Source organism: Phaeobacter sp. CC-HEC084 (assembly GCF_059429255.1).
Genome location: NZ_JCAIJQ010000006.1, coordinates 1 through 15,949, shown reverse-complemented (window position 1 = coordinate 15,949; position 15,949 = coordinate 1). Strand labels below are relative to the sequence as shown.

12 protein-coding genes are annotated in these 15,949 nt (G+C 60.1%); 9 read left to right on the top strand and 3 right to left on the bottom strand.

Annotated elements, in window-relative coordinates:
• Nucleotides 1–150 precede the first annotated feature (150 nt).
• Both AC5SSZ_RS16580 and AC5SSZ_RS16575 read left to right on the top strand, forming a co-directional pair.
• Nucleotides 151–1,449, top strand: a complete 1,299-nt coding sequence (locus tag AC5SSZ_RS16580; RefSeq protein ID WP_495438891.1) for a DUF5623 domain-containing protein — start codon at nucleotides 151–153, stop codon at nucleotides 1,447–1,449.
• Nucleotides 1,450–1,537: 88 nt separating this feature from the next.
• Nucleotides 1,538–1,819, top strand: a complete 282-nt coding sequence (locus tag AC5SSZ_RS16575; RefSeq protein WP_495438890.1) for a hypothetical protein — start codon at nucleotides 1,538–1,540, stop codon at nucleotides 1,817–1,819.
• 80 nt (nucleotides 1,820–1,899) lie between these two features.
• Here the strand turns inward: AC5SSZ_RS16575 and AC5SSZ_RS16570 are convergent, their stop codons facing one another.
• Nucleotides 1,900–3,297, bottom strand: a complete 1,398-nt coding sequence (locus AC5SSZ_RS16570; protein ID WP_495438888.1) for a hypothetical protein — start codon at nucleotides 3,295–3,297, stop codon at nucleotides 1,900–1,902.
• Between the two features lie 1,116 nt (nucleotides 3,298–4,413).
• Between AC5SSZ_RS16570 and AC5SSZ_RS16565 the strand changes: the two genes are divergently transcribed.
• The 5 genes from AC5SSZ_RS16565 (at nucleotide 4,414) to AC5SSZ_RS16545 (ending at nucleotide 10,461) form a co-directional block, all read left to right on the top strand.
• On the top strand, nucleotides 4,414–4,752 hold the full coding sequence (locus tag AC5SSZ_RS16565) for a DUF736 domain-containing protein (RefSeq protein ID WP_008335621.1): 339 nt from the start codon (nucleotides 4,414–4,416) through the stop codon (nucleotides 4,750–4,752).
• 637 nt (nucleotides 4,753–5,389) lie between these two features.
• Nucleotides 5,390–5,566, top strand: coding sequence for a hypothetical protein (locus tag AC5SSZ_RS16560; protein WP_255612201.1), 177 nt, complete (start codon nucleotides 5,390–5,392; stop codon nucleotides 5,564–5,566).
• 411 nt (nucleotides 5,567–5,977) lie between these two features.
• Nucleotides 5,978–6,598 (top strand): helix-turn-helix domain-containing protein, encoded by a 621-nt coding sequence (locus AC5SSZ_RS16555; RefSeq protein ID WP_368999382.1) that lies wholly within the window; start codon nucleotides 5,978–5,980, stop codon nucleotides 6,596–6,598.
• Entirely contained in the window at nucleotides 6,591–8,519 is a 1,929-nt protein-coding gene (locus AC5SSZ_RS16550) for a relaxase/mobilization nuclease domain-containing protein (protein ID WP_495438886.1), read from the top strand. Before AC5SSZ_RS16555 ends, AC5SSZ_RS16550 begins: the two co-directional genes overlap by 8 nt.
• 16 nt (nucleotides 8,520–8,535) lie before the next feature.
• Entirely contained in the window at nucleotides 8,536–10,461 is a 1,926-nt protein-coding gene (locus AC5SSZ_RS16545; RefSeq protein ID WP_495438884.1) for a type IV secretory system conjugative DNA transfer family protein, read from the top strand.
• Nucleotides 10,462–10,530: 69 nt separating this feature from the next.
• Here AC5SSZ_RS16545 and AC5SSZ_RS16540 read toward each other — a convergent pair whose 3' ends face one another.
• Nucleotides 10,531–11,259 (bottom strand): HNH endonuclease, encoded by a 729-nt coding sequence (locus AC5SSZ_RS16540; RefSeq protein ID WP_271073668.1) that lies wholly within the window; start codon nucleotides 11,257–11,259, stop codon nucleotides 10,531–10,533.
• Nucleotides 11,260–11,508: 249 nt separating this feature from the next.
• Complete coding sequence (locus AC5SSZ_RS16535) at nucleotides 11,509–12,444, bottom strand: BrxR family transcriptional regulator (protein ID WP_368999379.1); 936 nt, start codon at nucleotides 12,442–12,444, stop codon at nucleotides 11,509–11,511.
• Here AC5SSZ_RS16535 and AC5SSZ_RS16530 point away from each other — a divergent pair.
• Together AC5SSZ_RS16530 and AC5SSZ_RS16525 are read left to right on the top strand one after the other, a co-directional pair.
• Nucleotides 12,418–13,509, top strand: a complete 1,092-nt coding sequence (locus AC5SSZ_RS16530) for an exonuclease SbcCD subunit D (protein ID WP_368999378.1) — start codon at nucleotides 12,418–12,420, stop codon at nucleotides 13,507–13,509. The two genes, AC5SSZ_RS16535 and AC5SSZ_RS16530, sit on opposite strands and share 27 nt — an antisense overlap.
• The coding region (locus AC5SSZ_RS16525) for an AAA family ATPase (RefSeq protein ID WP_495438881.1) at nucleotides 13,506–15,949 on the top strand (2,444 nt) is incomplete at its 3' end. The genes AC5SSZ_RS16530 and AC5SSZ_RS16525, both read left to right, overlap by 4 nt.

Here is a 15,949-nt window from a genome sequence, read left to right as displayed (position 1 = left end):
TGTAGAAGCTCTTGGCAGGAGCGTGGCACTCGCCGTTCCGAAGCTGCAGGCAGCACTGCCCGAAAATCTTTCTAGCGACCCCCATCAGCTAACACTCTGGCTTGTAGGGCGGTAGGCGAGTGACGTTCGGTGTCAAGCCGGGAGATAGCTATGTTGATCGATGGTCCACGACCTACCACCCTTGTTGGGGTGAAACGCCTTGCCAAGCAGCTGAAGAAGACAAACGGAATCAAGCATTCTGACGCGCTTGATCTTGCTGCCAAGTCTGCCGATTGTGTCAACTTTCGTCATGCACAGCGCACTTTGCCGACCAATGGTTTCACGAACTCCAAGCCCTATGTGTTGCTGACGATCTACTGGAGCGACAAGGAGCGCCACCATCGCTGCGGGCGGGAAACACTGCGAATTGAGCTTTCCAAGCCAATCCTCGAACTCTGCCCCAAAAGTGCGCTCAGATATGTTCGCGGATTCGGAAACCTTCGAATGGTTGCCGATGACCATTTTGTCTGTGATGACATTGCCCACAAGCAAGAATATGCGCGGGATCGGCTTTGTGCAGCTGAGCGTTCGCTTCGTTTCATGGAGCATACCGGACTGCGACCAAACCGAGACCGCAGGAACTACCCCAGAATTCTGGACACCGACAAACTGCCCAATATCGACCATTCGACAGACTGGGTAGATCCGGCCAATGGTCAATTCGTCCTGATCGACGAGCCCTATGGCAACGCGCCCGACGATTCAAATCGCGCAGCATGGGCGACCCGCAACGGCTGGCGGCTTGAAAAGGCGTCTTGGCCCGGGATGTATCGGCCCTACGATTGCGATCTCTATGTCGGTATCGACACACGCTCAGGATACGACGTTGACGCTCTGATGGAAAAGATCAGTGCCATGCCAGAGCCAGTCGTCAGCGAAAACTGGACGGGCGAATCCGTACCTTCATGGGAGACGTTTCTCAGCCCAATGGCGAAGACGAAACAGGACGAACGCCGCGCAAGGTGCAAGGGTATGATCTATCCCTCTCCGAGCAAGGCCACCGTACCCTATAACTACAACCCCGGGTGTTCGCGCCGCCGTCCAGCTGGTGAACTCGGAATTGATGGCCATGTGCAGGCAGGCCGCGTGCTCAAGGCAGTGATGTCGTCGCAATATGCGACAGATGGGGTTTATACGCGTTTGAGCGCGCTTCGCTCAGATCTCGAGGATTGGCTCAGCCTTGAGATTGATCGGGGGCAACTCGACGGCCCTGAGTTCTTCGAAGTCTACTATACCCGAACCGATGAGGATCAGGCGTTTCTGCAGACATTGAACTCTGCTGACGACGTTGTTGCAGCCCTTCGTAGGATAGTACGGATGTTGAAGAACGCTTATCCGGATTGCGCCCCACTTCGCCGGCAGCTTCGGCGCATTGAAATGTCCGTATCGATGATAGAAAAGGTGAGATAACTTTTGCGTTGCGCGCCAAAGGATTATTTGGCGCGCGACCGTTCTCTTCTAGGCGCGTTCAATATCAAGGCAAGGGAAACCTCTGATCATGGACTATCCGGCAATTTGTAGGGAAGCTTTTGCTTTGGTCGACGATATCGGCAACGGGGCTTTCAACAACGAGTTCAGTGAACGTGGGACACTTGCCACGACTGTTGAAGTCGCCATGCCCGTCCTTGCGATCTTTCGTCAGTTGAACCCCGATGACCCGAGCTCGATTGCTGATGCGCAGTCTCGGCTTTTCAAGATCGCCTCGGGAGAGCAGGGCGTGTTTTCGCGCTATCCTGCACTGGCCGCTTTTGCGCTTGGCGAAAGCATAGTCGTTCAGTAGCTGCCAGCGAGGACGCAAGACGGTTAAGCGAGGCAAACCTTTGCCTCGCTTGTTCGTTGCAGACGACGCAAAACAGATCGCTAGCCAGCCTGATCGCTACCCTTTCCCTCCCGGATACGACGCAATAATTCTTTGTCCGTTGGGTCGGCACCGTTCAAAATCGCCTCCACCTGAAGGAGGTGCTGCGAGGCGCGTCTCAAGTTCCGTGGAATGAGCGCTTCAGTTCGTGTTCGGGCTCTGTCCTCAACAACCTCGTGCCCTTCGTGAATAGCCCACCCGATGAATCCCCGCTCGAAACGTTCTTTCGTTTGGTCGTCCAGGCAAAGCTCTTGAACTGGTTCACCCTCTCGTATCCGGAGAACCTGAAAGCCTCGATGAAACCCGCCCCGCCAGTTCTCTTGTCGTTGGCCGGATCTTTGCGACCTCTTTGGCATCGGGGTCAGCGCGACCTTCAGGTAGATATCCGGATCGTCAATATTGATCAGGGCCAAAGCTAGATCGAGCGGCTCGCCAAGTGTGCTGTGCGTCCAAATGTTGTGATCGAGGAGGTAGTCATCGCCTTCGTGCGCCCAGTATTCGCCGTCAGGAATCCAGAACATGGGCCGATCATCGATCAGGTCCGGCGTCGCAAACCCAATTCGTTTCCAAACCTGCATGAGCGGCTGGGACAACCTGAACCGGACGCTCCCATGTTCCATGAATTGTTTCTGGCCGAGATGGGTGGACACTGCCGATAGCAGGCGCAACGCCAGATCTAGATCGGTGACCGACGGCGTATCGCCTTCATCAAGAAGGACCCGCACCCCTTGAGATGCATGGCTTTCATCAGGCATGCGCCCGTAGAACTCCGGAATAGACAGCACGCAATCGAAGGGACCGACAACGATCCGAAGCGCATTGCAAGCACTCTGCGCCAAGGTGGGGTACAACTCGATGGAGTTCAGGTTTTGGATTGCGTTGTAGACGAGTTGCGCAACGACCGGTTCAAGGTCCGATGCATAGGCTTCGGCGATGCCAATGGCGTCCCCACGATTCAAGATCAGTTTTGCGTAGATGGACGCCTCGCTGTACCCATTCCCTTCCACGACGCTGAGTTCCAAACCTATGATCGGATCGCCTGCGTGCCGCATCGCAAATAGGGGGCGGATTTCTTCGACGAGGTATGCGAGGTCAATTCCATTCTCGCTGTTTTTCACTTCGGCCAATCGCGCGGGTAGTTCTTTGGCGCTTCGATTGATCGCGGGGATGAAACTGGTGTTCTGCCCCGTCTGTGGGTGGGCTCGCTTGAATTGTTTTGCTTTCAGCGCGCCCCAGTTTGAGCCCGGGGAGATCGCGGCGGCAAGATCGTTCAAGAGTGTCAGCTTGGTAGGGCGATTTTCGCCGGTCCATCTTTCCAGAATTCGGTCGACGCCTTTTGACAGGTCTTCGAGCTTGATCGGGAAGGTCTCGGCTGACTGCACATCAGTGTTCAGGTTCATTTTGCTCATTCCTCTGGCGTGCCTCCGAAACCAATTCAAGCCGTGGGCCCTATAGCAGGAGTCGGAAAGCGCGCAGCTGATTGAGCAAACCGATGAATATCCAGAAGCTCGGCAAACCAGGATCCAATGGGCCCGGATCAGGTTCGCTGGGTTGGTTTCCACCTGCTGCGCCGACCTGTACTTTACAGCGCGCCAGCCCCAAGTGAGCTTCTCGAGCTTACATCGTGGACGTTCGGCAAGCAACTACCTGTGGGCCCCTCTCGATGATTTTGGCCCCTCCTGCCCTTTGGCCAGGACCGCGCCCTACTCGGTCGGCTGCACGCAGCCGCCCTCCCCGAGCTGAATCGCCGCCTCTCCCTGCGACTTGCCGCTGGCCGTGCAGTCTCCTCCGGAGCCAAATCGACCAGCCGTCGCATGGTCGTGGCAACGCTTCATCTCGGCCGTTCGGTAACGGTCGCTGGGGCGGGCGTGTGACATCAGTGATCACGTACCTAGCGTCTCGGTCGGTGTTTTTCCTCGCTTTGCCGGGCACGCAGCTCCGCGCTGCGATCATGGGTCGCAAACGATGTCCGACGACCGCTGGATTGCATTGGCCGCAGCCGGCAGAGGGCCGGTGATGGTCATGATGCACGGATCGCATAATATCGGGCTGCCGTAGAGGTTCCGTACGAAATCCGGGCGAGCCGAGTACGGTATCGAGGCTTCGTCGGTCTGCCCCCTGCTCTTTTCAGACAACACACATCGCGTTGCCACGGAAACCAACCGTTGCGGCACGTAAGCTAGGGTCAGGGAAAGCTCTGACTCGTCCGGTTTCGGATCGGGGCAAGAGGACAGAGAAGGCACCGCACTCCGCAGCATCTCCCTCGGCTGTTCCCCTACCTTCCTTCGCGGCCACCGCACTTCTCCCTTTGTCTGAGTTGCATGACATGCTGGTCGCAGCTGTCGTCCCGTCCACAAAGGTTGTCGCCGATCTTTTTCCCCTGCCCCTACGGGTCATTCCGCGCGGGGCAAAAAGACCGGCGCCTGCCCCTCTCCGCTGCGCTTCGCCTTCGGTGTGGCCGGGCCTTGGCCAGCTGCAAGGTGACCATCATTGCAACGCAATCAAGGAGAAGAGCAATGACCACGAACTGCATCAAATTCACCAGCGCCGACATCGAAACCGCCAAGGGCGTCGGCTCCATCTCGACCCTGACCTTCGATCTCGACATCACGGTCGAACCCGTCGCAAGCGCGAACCCGATGGCCCCTACGCACCGCGTCCTCGGCCGTTCCCCGCGCGGTAAGCTGGTCGAGTGCGGCGGAATCTGGAAGAAGCAGAACAAGGAGACCGGCGCGGACTACTACACGCTGACCATCCGCGACCACGGCTTCAACGCCAATCTCGGCAAGGCCGCCAACCAGGACGATCTGTCCCTGCAGGCCGTCATCCCCTGGGGGCCGAAAGACGCCGCCTAAGCCAAGGGCCAGACCGCTCCGGCGGTCTGGCTATCTCTCGTTCTTGGGTGAGCCCGATGGGCGGGCCAAAAAAGCCGATGTCCGAAGAACGTGGCATATTTCGGACGCTGACACCGAGGCGGATAGTCTGACTGGATCGGTCGCAGTAGCGGCTCTGATCTTTCTGTTGAGGGACAGCGTGGATCGCACGAACCCGAGGCGGGACTGAATGTCAGCAGGGAGAACTGGCAGTCCGCTGAGCGAGGTCAAGCGCACTCCTTCTATCAGTCGAGCAACCCGCGCCTGGGTCGTCTTGGCGAAGCTGGCAGGGGCGCCGAACTCACCCTGTGCCGCGAGGGTGAAAACCGCAGATCAACGTCATGTGTCCGAGGGCAACGTCTCACATCAGTGTCACTGCTGCGCGCCTTTTCGTCGACCTGTTGGCCTTTCAGATCGCTAGCCCGGGGTCGAGCGGTCGGCAACGCCGGGGACAGGTTTCTGGGCGGCTGGCGCCTTGAGCGCTGCGGGGCATCGCTCACAACAAACCTGCCCCCGGCGTGCTCCATTTCATTCCGCCCCGTGCCGGGTGCTGCCCGCTCTCATGCCCCCGGTCTTTTCCACGATCCGTCCAACGACGATCAACGGAAAGGATCACATCATGACACTCGAACAATCCATCGACCTCGCCGAACTGCAAGCCGAAATGGCCTTCGATGCCTACCTCGCCGCCTTCGACGAAGACGCCCATCCCGAGACCCTCGACAGCCTCGAGACCGAGGCGCTGATCGCCCGCAGCCGCTACGACGACCTGCGCTCTCAGGGACTGGGTCACTGACCCAGACACCCCTGCGGGTCTTCGGATCCGCAGGGGTCTGACGCCGTCTCTAAGAAGCTTCGTGACGCCCTCAGAGGGTGCGACCCGCGCCATCCCGCGCGGGCCATTTTCGTGTTCTTGGCGCCGATCCGTGACCGGCTCGAGCGTTCGGTTTGCCTGCCATCGCCTGCGTCTTAAACACAAGTTTCGGAAGCTCTTTCGACCTGGTTGTCATGCATCGATGAGGGCGGGACCCGTTCCATGTCGCGCTGCGCAGCGGGGTCCTGACGGCGTCCAATGCCAGCAAAAAGACACAACATGCAAAACGTAATATTGCGCAATGTGATGTATTGAAGTATAAGCGAAGGAGAGAAGGAAGACGTTGGCAGGATATGGCCAATGTTTGCACATTTTGTCCGAGGGGTCTGACCCGTGCCGAGGCCAGCGAAAAACCTGAAGCTTGAAGAGCGCATCGAAGTCGCGCGGCGCTTTGCGGCGGGCGAGAGCGCGAAGGAGCTGGCGGCGGTGTTTGGCATCTCTCCGCGACACGTGAACCGCCTCGCGAAAGAGGAGGCGGGCGAAGGCATCGCGGTGCGCGATCCGAGCGAGACGGTGGCGTTCCGGGCAAGCCGATCCGAACTGGACGCCTTCGATGTGGAGTGGCGCGAACGGGGCTACGCCAATCGTTCTCAGGCGCTCAATGCGGTGCTGCGCGGTCGTTGCGGATTCCTTGATGTTCCCCGCGATCTGGTCGCCGAATTCTGCGCCGCATGGCGTCAGGCGAAGGACGTGAGCGACGCCGGATTGGTGCTTGCCAAGGCGGTCCATCGCGGTCGGCTGGAGGTCTCGGAGGCGGACCGCGCGGTGCTGATCGAACTCCTTGATCTGGCGCAATCAATGAGCCGTGAGATGGGCCGGATTAAGGATGCGGCGCAGGCGCTGCGTCAACAGGAGTGGCCGCAAAAGGAAGAAGGGCAGGGGGCGGATCGCGCGGTTCTGGAGGGCAGCTCGCCCGCGACCGGCGGCGGTCTGAGGCTGGTGCGCAATGGCTGATCCCCTCGCCCTCTACTCTTCGGTCATGGGCCGGCTCTGGGAGGATGAGCGCATCCGGGGCCAAGCCGCGGCGCGGATCGACGCGCGGCTGGCGGGGCGTCGACAGGGGCGGAGTTTCGCGCACGTTGGTTCCCTGTCGGCGCGGAACGCGCTGAAGGCGGCCTCGGGTCAGAGCCGAGCGGCGGTGTTCAAGCGGATCCGGGCGGGGGGCTGCAAGACGCGTGCTTCGCTTGGGGCGCAGATCTCTTACATCAACGACAAGGCGGTCTACACCTACTCGACGATGACCAATGCCCTGACCGATGCCGCGGTGCTTTCTGAGGAGCAGAAGGAAAGCATCATCGAGGACTGGGCCGGGACTTGGCGCGGCTCGACCAAGCTCGGGTTCACCTCGCACATGCTCCTGTCCTTCCCGACCGACGTGACGGTCGACCAGGTCCGTGACATCGCCATGGACTGGACGGAGCATTTCTTCGAGAGCGGTGAATACGGCGACCAGTGGGATTATGTGCTCGCGGTCCATGACGACCGGGCGCACAAGCACGCCCACATCATTCTGAACAATCGCGGCGTCGAGAAAGGCACCTGGTTCTCTTGCTGGGCCGAGGGCGTGATGTCGCCGCAGCTCATGCGCGAGAAGCAGGCCGAGATCGCGGAGCGCTACGGCGTGATGCTCGACGCCACCACCCGGCTCGAGCGGGGCATCTTCGAGAAGCCTGTCGGGATCGAGGAAATCTACCGTGCCAAGGAAGAGGCCCGCCTGCCGCGCGAGATCGTCATGACGGCCCAGGAATCCGCCATCGCGCAGGCGCAGGTGGTGGGCTTCGCCAAGGACTACAAGAACCTCGCCGACCTGCTGGACCGGATGGACCGGCACCACATGGCCCGCGCCGTGCGCGGCATGGCGGACGGGCTTGGTTCCGACACGCCGTGGAATTTCACCGAAGGAGAGATAGACATGAAGGACATCAAGACCGTCGGTGATGCAATCGACTATTCCGAGCGCACGATCGAGGCGCTGCGGCTCAAGGCCGAGGAACTGGACCCGGCCGAGCGCGCCGCTTTTGAAGCCAAGGCCGCACCGATCATCGCGGATCTCTCGCAGATGGTGCCGGACCCGGACTTGCGCGCGCGTTTCGGCAAGCAGCTCGAGGAACCCTATCCGCCGGGGGCGGGCAGCGAAGTGCTGATCGCCGCACTGCAGTCCGGCAAGGACGAGGGGCTGCGTGAGGTGCTCGAGCGCGCCCAGGCAGTCGGCATGGACAGTGAGGATCTGGTGGCTCGGATTGCTGCGGGCGGCACGCGGAACTACGGCATGGCGCAGGACTGGGTCGAGCGGGACATGAACGCGGTGCTGGCGAAGGACGGTCTCAGCGTCGAGACGGCCAATGATGACCAACTGGATGCCGCGCTGGAAAAGGTCGACGGCGTGATGGACGCGTTGATGGAAAGAGCAAAGGAGATGGGCGTCGAGATCGGTCGGACCCTCGCGGACGAGGAACAGGAGATCCTGCCGCTCATCGACGAAGACGACCGGACGCCAAATCCCTACCTGCAGGACCTCGCCGACATGCTGCGCGACGGCAAGCTCAGCGAGGAACAGGAAGAGACGGTCGAGCGGACCCTGCAATCCGAGCTCTTCAAGGAGTTGGGCGAAGAAGGCTTGGCCGAGCTTCGCCGCGGCAACTACGAGGTGCTGGACGCGGCGCTGCCGAGCAAGCTCGATCAGATCACCGTCACGCAGGAGTTCCTTGAGATGACGTTTGAGGAAACCGGCGATCAGGTCTTCACCGACCGCGCTGCCGGGTTGCAGCAGGACAAGGCGACGGAGATCGCGCGGCTGCGCGGCCAGCAGGAGGCCCAGGAGCTGGGACGTGATCTCGGTCGGGACCGCGGTCTCGATGACGAGATGGAATTCTAAAGGGGGGATGACCACCATGACCAAGACACTTCCCCTCTGGGCCGCGCTCCTCTTCGGCGTGATCTGCGGCGCCGTCATCGGCACCATCGTCGCTGCCTTCTACCTGACCCTGGCCCTGAAAACCGGCTTTGGCAGCTTCGACATGTTGGCGCTCTGGAAGGCGAGCGCGGGCACACGCGCGGCACATCCCGAGGCCTTCAAGGTGGGTTTTGGCGCCGTCGGCTTCGGAGCCATCGGCCTCGGCGCCCTAGCGCTTGCCTGGACCTGGAAGAAGGAGCGGGACGACTATGGCTCGGCCCACTGGCAGACAAAGGCGGAGCTGAAGAAGAACGACATGCTTCAAGCGCCTGGCAAGGGCTTTGTCTGCGGCAAGCTCGGAGCCCCGACGTCCAAAGCTGAGTTCATCTCATCGACCAGCATCCCGCATGTGATGATGGTTGCGCCCACTCGGGCCGGTAAGGGCGTCGGTTTCGTGATCCCGAACCTTCTGAGCTTTGCGGGCTCGGTCGTGGTGCTGGACGTGAAGGGCGAGAACTTCGAGAAGACCGCCCGGCTCCGGGCGCTCAATGGCGACGAGGTCTATCGGTTCAGCCCCTTCGACTGGGCCAATGCCACGCATCGCTACAACCCGCTCGCCCGGATCGCCAAGGCCCCGAGCTTCGCGCAGCGGTTCACCGAGGTCTCGATCCTCGCCGACCTCTTCCTCGACAAGGACAACAAACAACTCGACACTTTCTCCGAGGCCGGCAAGTCGATCTTTGTCGCCGCCTGCCTGCTAGCGATCCAGCGCGGCACCCCAAACCTTGGCGCGGTGAACCAGATCGTCGCCGGGGGCGAGTACAAGAACGCCCAGTACAAGACCTATGCCGATGAAGCCGAAGAAGACATCCTGCGCGAGCTCTGGACCAACGCGGCCTCTGCCTCGTCGCGGCTGCTGACCTCAAACATCCAGGCGCTGATGACCGCGGGCCTCAAGCAGTGGGACAACCCGGCAGTGCGCTCGGCCACGCAAGCCAGCGACTTCGATTTCTCGACTTTTCGGAATCAACCGCAGTCGCTCTATATCGCCGTCTCCGAAGATCACATCGCAACCCTCGCCCCACTCCTGCGCCTGATGTTCGCCGATCTCATCGCCTCGATCCGCCTGAATGAACCGGGCCCCGACGAACCCTGGCCGGTCATGATGATGATCGACGAATTCCAGCAGATGGGTGCAATGCCCTATCTCGAACGCGCTATCCATTCCTTGGCAAGCTATGGCGGCCGCGTCGCGATGATCGCACAGTCGCTCGCTTCGCTCGACCGGATCTATGGTCCCGAGGGCCGCGAAAGCCTCGAAAACGGGGCGGGGCTCAAGCTCTACATCACCCCGCGGGACCAGCGGACGGTGAAAGAAGTTTCCGCCGCGGTCGGTAGCACGACCCGCGAGGCGGTGACCCGGATGTATGGCCGAAACAAGGGCTTCCTTGGCGCGACCTCGACATCAGCGCGGCTGGAAGAGCGGCCGCTGCTTTCCGAGACCGAAGCGCGCCTCATGGATCCCGACGAGGTCATCATTCTCGCTTCGCCCCAGCATCCGATCAAGGCGAGCCGGGTCAAGTATTACGACGATCCGTTCTTCAAGGAGATGCTGGCCCGCCAGGAGGGCAAGCCCTTTCCCTATCCGCCGAGCGTGCAGGGTGTGGGGCCTTGGAATGGAATAGTGGGTGGCGACGGTGATGATGGGTCAGTCGCGGATGAGATTGTGAAACCAGTCGAACGCGCGCCGGCCCGCGATCGTTCGCAGCGACGCGAGGCCCGCGCGATGAGCGTTATGGCGATCGAGGCTGGGCGCGGGCAACCAGAGCCGGAGACGCTCGAGCGGGAAGCGGTGGTGCCGAAGGAATGGGAGGCGGCGCTCGACCGGCAGGAGGATTTCATTGAGGAGTTATTGGGTGGATGAGGGTGGTCACGTTGTGAAACGTCCAAAGGACAGGTGTGCGAATTGCAGTAGGCGACAATTGTAGTGCGCTCACCCATAGTCTTCTGCGTCTACAAAACCTTGTCGGTCGCTGCCGCAGGCTCCACCAGGAATTGAAGCGGCGCCACTAGGCATGCCAAACTGATGGCACCACTCGCCATCGTCCCCAGCGTGCACGCAGCCGGTGCAACCTGTCTCGCGGTCTTCATTCAAGCGGTGGATGCGGTCGTGACAGTCGCCACACAATGCCACTAGTTCGAACAGAAACTCGCTACCCCAATTGCGATAACTGAGGTGATGTACCTCGGCTGCTCGCGCTTTGCGGCACCCCTCGCATAGGCCAGCAGCACGATCCATCACTAGCGATCGCCGTTCGGCCCACTCGCGGGATGCAAGATAGTCGGCATGAGATCTTTGGAAGTATGATTTACCCTCAACACTGCCGCGCCACCGGCTCTCTTGGATGGCGACGTAGCGGCGGCGCACTGTGTCCCACTCGCCCTTCCGTTTCGCCTCGTAGTCCGGGTTGTGCGCTTCGTCGATCTCGGGCAATAGTTCAGTCTCGGTCGTGCGCTTCACCGGGTTGCCCAGAAGCAAGCCGCAGTCGAGGCACTGCTTTTTGACGATTGGCCCGCCGCCCTTGTTGAAGCCACGACGAAGTTCGCTGCGCGTGTGCTGGCACTCGGTCGCGTTAAAAGCGTTCACCTCTTTCGCATATCGCTCTGCAAGATCGCGATCCAAGGGGACGCGCTGGTTGGTGTCGGGATCAAGTATTGCCATGTGTCATCTCGCCTCGCTCGTCCATGAACTGTTTTGTCGCCGCCCACCCCCCCCCCTAGGTCGTCAGAGTGAAACCTGAAAAATATTTGACCAAGGTAGATGCTATTGACCTTGGTCGACCCATTCCCGCCACTCGCTTCCAGCGAGCAACGCGACTGTGCGAATTTCGAAGAGCGAATGGGGCATCATATTCAGTCCCTAAAGCTCAATTCCGGAGTTGGTCAGAACTTCACCTTTCGAAAAGACCATTCATGCATTCATCTCTTCAACTGTTTCCAATTCCAAACGCGCCTTTTCCTGGTTCAGTCGCCATCGTCTAACGACATAAAACACGAGCGCCTTGCGCGTTTCGATCAGTAAGTGCGTCTTTTCGTCAAAGCCATACTCTAGCCGGACGGCTCGCGCTTGTGCATCGGATAGATCTGAACGCGGGCGTATCCACATGCGCACCAAGCTGTTCCAGTCCGTGTCAAAAGGCAGGGGAGCAGGCCGCTCCCGCGTTTTCATCTCAGTTTGTCTCGTTATTCGTATTGGGAGATAATCGCGGTACGCCTCGTGATTATAGCTCCAGGCGCGGAGATAAATTGCCTCTCCGTCAAAATGGAACTGAACTGGACTGATCCACTGCGGGTCGGATAGGCCGCTTGTCATCGAGGTGTAGGTAATCTGGATGTCGCGTTCGCCCATCCTGGCGCGGTAGAGTTGTGCGACAACGGTGGAATCCATCACGCGAGTGGGAAGCGGGATGCTCGCGCCAAGCGATGTCGCCTTGCTATCAAGTAATTCGAAAACTTGTTCCGGGCCAGCCTCAGTCAATGCGCAGTGGTCGCCGGTCGAGAAATAGGCCTTCACTGCGGCATCGTAGACCGGCGGCGTATTCGTCAGAGAAAGATAGGTTCGAAAGTCAACCGCAGCCTGTGCCATCGAGATATTGAAGCGTTCGATCAAGTCGCGGCGGTTCGCCTGACCTCTCCAGGTCAGACATTGGTCGAGGAACAAAATTCGCTCGCGTTGCGCGTGTTTGAGGGCTTTCAGGCTCATACGCCGAGTAATACTTGACTCTGCTCGCATAGTCCATACATTTACTATACGTATAGAAAATGGATTGATCTGGTGCGAATACTTCATACGGCAGATCTGCACCTGGGGCGGCAGTTCATGGGGTTGAGCCTCGAGGAGGATCATGAGGTCATCCTGGGTCAGATCCTTGAAACGCTTGTCGCCGATCGGGTCGATGTTCTTGTCATCGCCGGGGACGTTTTTGACCGTGCCTCGCCGCCCAGTTCGTCGATTCGGCAGTTCAATCGCTTCCTCAAACGCGTGGCAGAGGAGACCGAAGCCGCTGTGGTTATGATCTCTGGAAACCACGATTCTGGCGACCGGATCGAGGCAATGTCTGTCTTTTCCACCGCGTCTCGTGTGCTGGTGCGCGGGATTGCCGATGCGGTGGAAGCGCCGCTGGTGCTGCGTGACGCGCATGGCGAGGTCGCCTTTTCCGCGCTGCCTTTTTCCTATGAATACGCCGCACGCGAGGTGTTCGGGGATGAAAGCATTAGTGCGCCGGCGGAGGTAGTTGCCGCCCAGATCGCAGCTGCGAGGGGGCAGGTTCCTGATGGGGCGCGTTGGGTCGTCGTGGCCCATGCTTTCGTCGCGGGGGGTGCGGTCGGCGAGACCGAGCGCGCCCTGACGCGAGTCGGGGGCATCGAAACTGTTCCCTCCGATGTCTTCGATGGGGTGGACTATGTTGCACTGGGGCATTTGCACAAGCCGCAGGAAGTGGGCGCGAGCCATATTCGTTACTCCGGCGCACCGCTCGCTTTCGGTTTCGACGAGGTGGGAAACGAAAAATCCATGACTGTCGTCGATCTGAAAGCTGAAGGTGTCGACATCCGCACCGTACCGTTCCGACCGATCCGGCAGGTCCGCTCGCTTACCGGGGCATTCTCGGATCTTCTGGCAGGAACGCCGTCTGACGATTTCATCCAGGCTATCCTGACGGATGAAAACCCTCTGATCGATCCGATGAAGCGGTTACGCGCGACCTATCCCAATGCTTGCCATCTGGCCTATGCCCGGCAGGAGCGCGCTGCGGAGACCAAGGCGCTCGGCAGCGGGCGGGCCGCGGTCACGCCAATCGAGATGATTAACGACTTCGTGAAAGTTGTGCGCGGCCGGGAACCAAACGCCACCGAAGTCGCGATCGTCGCGGAAAAGCTCCACGCAGCATCCTCCGGGGAGGAGCAGACATGAGACCCATTCGCCTATCGCTTCAAGCCTTCGGGCCATTTGCGACAACCGAGGTAGTCGATTTCCGGTCCGCGCTGGAGACGGGTCTGTTCGGAATTTATGGTCAGACCGGCGCGGGAAAGTCGACGCTGTTTTCGGCGATGTCCTTCGCGCTATTCGGGGCGCCGACCAAGACTGATCAGGAACCACGTTCACTACGCTCGGATCACGCCGCATCGGATCTACCTACCGAAGTCGAATTTGTCTTTGAGCTGGGCGCCAAGACCTACCTGATCCGTCGTCGTCCGGTGCAGGAACGTCCAAAGGCGCGCGGTGAAGGGACCACTGAGGACGCCGCAGAAGCCTCGCTGTTCGACGTCACCGGGATTCCGGTGGACACTCTTGGTCCGAGTCAGTCTGGCCGTGTCATTGCGGAAAAGAAGGTCTCGCTAGTGGGGCAGCAGGTCGAGGCGCTGCTTGGCTACGGGGCAGAACAGTTTCGACAGATCGTGCTCTTACCGCAAGGCAAGTTCGAGACGTTCTTGGCCGCAAAAACGGATGCGCGTGTCGAGATATTGCGGGATCTCTTCGACGTGAAGATCTATCGCGATCTCGCCGCACGGCTGAAAGAAGAAGCCTCAGAGGCAGAACGAGCGTTGCGCGACCAGCGCGCTCTCTACGTGGCTCGACTCGAGGAACGTGGTTTTGAGAGCGCGGAGGCGTTAGAATTCGGGATTGCCGCAGCCGAAGCAAAAGTCGAAGAAAAGCAGGGAATTCAGCACGGCGCGGCGATGGCTACCGAAGCCGCGCGCAAAGCTCTGACCGAAGGCGAGCAAATCGCGACAGCATTTTCTGCTGTCGACACGGCACAGCAGGCATTCGATGATCTAGAAAGGAAAACGGGCGAGGTCGAAGAACTGGCCAAGCGGATTGAGGCTGTCCGGAATGCCATGCAGGCCCGTGATCTTGAGACGGCTTGGTGCGATGCGGAGCAGGAAAGCCTGAATGCGGTGGAGGCTGTCACGAAGGCCGAGGCAGAACTCAAGATCGCCACTGGCGTGAAGGAGTTGGCGGAAAAGAAACTTGCTGAGGCACAGTCTGGCGAGGACCGACGGCAACAAGTTCAGGCTGACCTGACAAGGTTGGAGGCGATCGAGAAGCAGGTCGGGCAGGCAGCGGATCTTAGACGCGCGTTTGACGACGCTGCGGAGGACGAAGCTTCAGCGAAAAAGGCTCTGACCGAGGCCATAGATGCCCGAGAGAAGCTCAAGTCTCAGCGCGATGCGACCGATCTGGCGCTTGATCAAGCGCGAAAGACCGAAACGGAGCGAGGCCAGCTGACCGGTGAGCTGGCCGAGGTCAACCGAGAAAGGGTCAAGGCAGCGGCGTATGCTAAGGCGCAAGAAGCTGTCGCTGATGCCCAACGAAATGTCGAAGCGGCATCGAACGAATTGGCGACAAGAACCGATGCGACGCGAACCGCTGACGCGGACTTGGTAGATGCCGAGGCACGGCTTTCGCGCACGCAAGCGATCATTCTCGCGGAAAAGTTGACCGAAGGGGCGCCCTGCCCTGTCTGTGGTTCCCATGATCATCCTGCGCCTGCCCATGGTACGCCCGAACAATCTGGTTTGACCGAAGCATTTCGGAGCGCGCAGGTTCTGGCGAGAACTGCGTCCGAAGCCAGAGTTCGGGCCGAAAGCGAACTCGGCAATTTTCGAATCCGGCTCGACGAAAAGAAGCGGTCGCTGGAGGAACAGGAAAGTCCTGAGCGCACGTTGGTGGAACTCGAAGCTGAAATCGCACGACTTGAAGGCGATGTCGCCGAACTCGGAGAAGCGGTCGATGTAGACACGATGGCGGAGCAGTTGGCTCAACTCAAGCTGAAACTGACCGAGGCTGAAACTGCCGAGGCTACGGCGCGCACCGCTGCGGGAAAGGCTGAGACCGCTCTTGCCGGCGCGCGCGCCAAGCTGGACACAGTGATCGAGGCCCTGCCGGAAGGTCTGCGCACGCCCGAGGCGGTTGTCGTTCGACGCGAGGCTTTGCAGAGAGAGCAAAGGCAACTCTCCGAGGCGCTGGAAGTGGCGACGCAACAGGACCGAGCCGCCAGTGAAGTGCTCACCCGGTCGCAAGAGCAGCTAGAAGCAGCGAAGCGGGCGCGCGACGGGCAGCAGCAGCGCGTGAAGAAGGCACAAGGTGATTTTGTCGCTCGGCTTACCGAGGTTGGGCTGGACAAAGCGGGATATGATGCCTGCAAGAGCCATTTCCCGACTCTCGACGCCGACCGCAAGAAGGTGACCGATCACCGCGATGGATTGATCGCTGCTCGCACGACATTGCAGAACGCCATAGCCGCTTGTGCAGATCGTGAACGCCCGGATCTTGCCCCGCTACAGCTGGCGTTGGCAGACGCCACCCAGACCTTGAACGCGGCCAACGCTGCACTTGGGGAGTGGACAGA

What these genes read in the sequence shown, in the direction of transcription:
- AC5SSZ_RS16565 (WP_008335621.1), top strand. Translation starts at nt 4,414, where the DNA reads ATGACCACGAACTGCATCAAATTCACCAGCGCCGACATCGAAACCGCC.
- AC5SSZ_RS16575 (WP_495438890.1), top strand. Translation starts at nt 1,538, where the DNA reads ATGGACTATCCGGCAATTTGTAGGGAAGCTTTTGCTTTGGTCGACGAT.
- AC5SSZ_RS16530 (WP_368999378.1), top strand. Translation starts at nt 12,418, where the DNA reads ATGGGGTTGAGCCTCGAGGAGGATCATGAGGTCATCCTGGGTCAGATC.
- AC5SSZ_RS16550 (WP_495438886.1), top strand. Translation starts at nt 6,591, where the DNA reads ATGGCTGATCCCCTCGCCCTCTACTCTTCGGTCATGGGCCGGCTCTGG.
- AC5SSZ_RS16580 (WP_495438891.1), top strand. Translation starts at nt 151, where the DNA reads ATGTTGATCGATGGTCCACGACCTACCACCCTTGTTGGGGTGAAACGC.
- AC5SSZ_RS16540 (WP_271073668.1), bottom strand. Translation starts at nt 11,259, where the DNA reads ATGGCAATACTTGATCCCGACACCAACCAGCGCGTCCCCTTGGATCGC.
- AC5SSZ_RS16560 (WP_255612201.1), top strand. Translation starts at nt 5,390, where the DNA reads ATGACACTCGAACAATCCATCGACCTCGCCGAACTGCAAGCCGAAATG.
- AC5SSZ_RS16535 (WP_368999379.1), bottom strand. Translation starts at nt 12,444, where the DNA reads ATGATCCTCCTCGAGGCTCAACCCCATGAACTGCCGCCCCAGGTGCAG.
- AC5SSZ_RS16545 (WP_495438884.1), top strand. Translation starts at nt 8,536, where the DNA reads ATGACCAAGACACTTCCCCTCTGGGCCGCGCTCCTCTTCGGCGTGATC.
- AC5SSZ_RS16570 (WP_495438888.1), bottom strand. Translation starts at nt 3,297, where the DNA reads ATGAACCTGAACACTGATGTGCAGTCAGCCGAGACCTTCCCGATCAAG.